General features: G+C 62.9%; 2 protein-coding genes. Both read left to right on the forward strand.

The genetic code is table 11. The features are described 5' to 3' along the window. The coding region (locus EOA29_RS31675; RefSeq protein WP_127222103.1) for a hypothetical protein at positions 1–221 on the forward strand (221 nt) is incomplete at its 5' end. A 744-nt stretch (positions 222–965) separates the two neighbouring features. After that, positions 966–2,777: excinuclease ABC subunit UvrA (gene uvrA, locus EOA29_RS31680; RefSeq protein ID WP_127222104.1), on the forward strand; the 1,812-nt coding region annotated here is incomplete at its 3' end.

The following is a 2,777-nucleotide window of genomic DNA, read 5'->3' on the forward strand; positions in this document are numbered from 1 at the left end:
TTGGCAGCGCGGCAGCTTTTGCCGACGACAGCTCGACGCAGAAATTGCCGGGCGTCAGCAGCGACTACCGCATCGCCAAGCCTGCTCCGCAGCCTGAGCCGGACGACGCGCAGCCCGCCGGCAACAATGGCACGTTCAAGATCGGCGATACCGATGTCAGGATTTCCGGCAGCATAACCATCGACATGGCAACGGGCGGCATCAGGCCTCCCAGCCACTGAGGGCCATTTCGGCCTACCAAAGCTCCCACTCACAAAATGTAAGCCCCGCCACTGCTTCCGCAGGTGGACGGGGCTTTCATGGATCTGAAACCCAACTTTAGCCGGGAGTGGACTGCCGGCGTTCTGTTTCGGATGCAACGCGGCACTCAGCCGACGATCCGACTATGGTCTCTGATTGTACGGAATCGGCAAGTCACGGTTTGTCGGGCCGGCGCTCGCGCCTACCCTGGCACTTATGCCTGCCGCGGCTCCATCAACGCGTGGAGCCTCAATGGACTGTCCGGTGGCGTCATGCTCCGCTCCTGGGTCCGTTGCGACAATGTCGTTCGAAGCGCAAATCGCTATCGCCTGCGGCGTCTCGCAGGCCACCTCTGGGTGGCGAGGCCATCGAAAGACGGCCGGCTTCGTTGACGCGTTCGAGACTGCTCCCGCGGGTCCGGGACGTCAACCTTTGAATAGCCGGTTACGGAAAAATGTGATCGCTTGGAGGTTACGTCCAGGTAAGTCGCCTGCTTCCCGCGGATCGGTCAGGACGGCTTTGGTAGTCGCTGTTTCCACAGCACTTTGTCAGGAGCGTGTTCGGTCTTTGTTCTTTGCGCTTGCCCGCCCGCACGAAAGACGGTTAAACGCTTTTGTCGAGAATTGTGGCGTCTCTCGACGTGGCGGCGAAATTACCTACATAGGGGATGGCCGGGACAAACCCGCCAATCCAGCAAAATTCCAGATCTGAGGCGGCGACCGGCGATGGCCGACCAAAAATACCTTTCCATTCGCGGGGCGCGCGAACACAATCTCAAGAACGTCGATCTCGACCTGCCGCGCGACAGCCTGATCGTCATGACCGGCCTGTCAGGATCCGGCAAGTCGTCGCTCGCCTTTGATACCATCTACGCCGAGGGCCAGCGCCGCTACGTCGAAAGCCTGTCGGCCTATGCCCGCCAGTTCCTGGAGATGATGCAGAAGCCGGACGTCGACCAGATCGACGGCCTGTCGCCCGCCATCTCGATCGAGCAGAAGACCACCTCGCGCAATCCGCGCTCGACGGTCGGCACCGTCACCGAGATCTACGACTATATGCGCTTGCTGTTCGCGCGCGTCGGCATCCCTTATTCGCCGGCCACAGGCCTGCCGATCGAGAGCCAGACGGTCAGCCAGATGGTCGACCGCGTGCTGGCGCTGGACGAAGGCACGCGCCTCTATCTGCTGGCGCCGATCGTGCGCGGCCGCAAGGGCGAGTACCGCAAGGAACTGCTGGAACTGCAGAAGAAGGGTTTCCAGCGCGTCAAGGTCGACGGAGTCTTCTACGAGATCGCCGACGTGCCGGCGCTGGACAAGAAGTACAAGCACGACATCGACGTCGTCGTCGACCGCATCGTCGTACGTGGCGATCTGGCGACGCGGCTCGCGGATTCGATGGAAACCGCGCTGAAGCTCGCCGAAGGGCTGGCGGTGGCCGAGTTTGCCGACAGGCCGCTCGACGCCAGCCAGACCGGCGAGGACTCGGTCAACAAGTCGAAGAACGAGACGCATGAGCGCATCATGTTCTCGGAGAAATTTGCCTGCCCGGTGTCCGGCTTCACCATTCCGGAAATCGAGCCCAGGCTGTTCTCCTTCAACAACCCGTTCGGCGCCTGCCCGACCTGCGACGGCCTCGGCAGCCAGCGCGCCATCGACGCCAACCTCGTCGTGCCGGACGAGAACGTCTCGCTGCGCGACGGCGCGATCAGCCCGTGGGCGAAATCGACCTCGCCCTACTACGCGCAAACTCTGGAAGCGCTCGGCAAGGCCTACGGCTTCAAGCTCGGCGAAAAGTTCAAGGATCTGAGCGCCGAGGCGCAAGAAGCCGTGCTGCACGGCACCGGCGAGCGCGAGATCACCTTCCAGTATGACGACGGCTTGCGTTCCTACAAGACGACCAAGACCTTCGAGGGCGTCATCCCCAATCTCGACCGGCGCTGGAAGGAAACGGAATCGGCCTGGATGCGCGAGGAGATCGAGCGCTTCATGTCGGCCACCCCCTGCCCTGCCTGCAACGGCTTCCGGCTCAAGCCGGAGGCGCTGGCGGTGAAGATCGCCGGAAAGCATATCGGCGAGGTCACCGAACAGTCGATCCGCAAGGCCGACCAGTGGTTCACCGACCTGCCGGCGCAGCTCAACGAGAAGCAGAACGAGATCGCGGTCAGGGTGCTGAAGGAAATCCGCGAGCGGCTGCGCTTCTTGAACGATGTCGGCCTCGACTATCTGACGCTGTCGCGCAATTCGGGCACGCTGTCGGGCGGCGAGAGCCAGCGCATTCGTCTCGCCTCGCAGATCGGCTCCGGCCTGACAGGCGTGCTCTATGTGCTGGACGAGCCGTCGATCGGCCTGCACCAGCGCGACAATGCGCGCCTGCTCGATACGCTGAAGCACCTGCGCGACATCGGCAACACGGTGATCGTCGTCGAGCATGACGAGGACGCCATCCTGCATGCCGACTATGTCGTCGACATCGGCCCGGCCGCCGGCATCCATGGCGGCCAGATCATCGCGCAAGGCACGCCGCAGCAGATCATGGCG

The sequence above is a fragment of the Mesorhizobium sp. M1E.F.Ca.ET.063.01.1.1 genome, from assembly GCF_003998155.1.
In the GTDB taxonomy this organism is placed as follows: domain Bacteria; phylum Pseudomonadota; class Alphaproteobacteria; order Rhizobiales; family Rhizobiaceae; genus Mesorhizobium.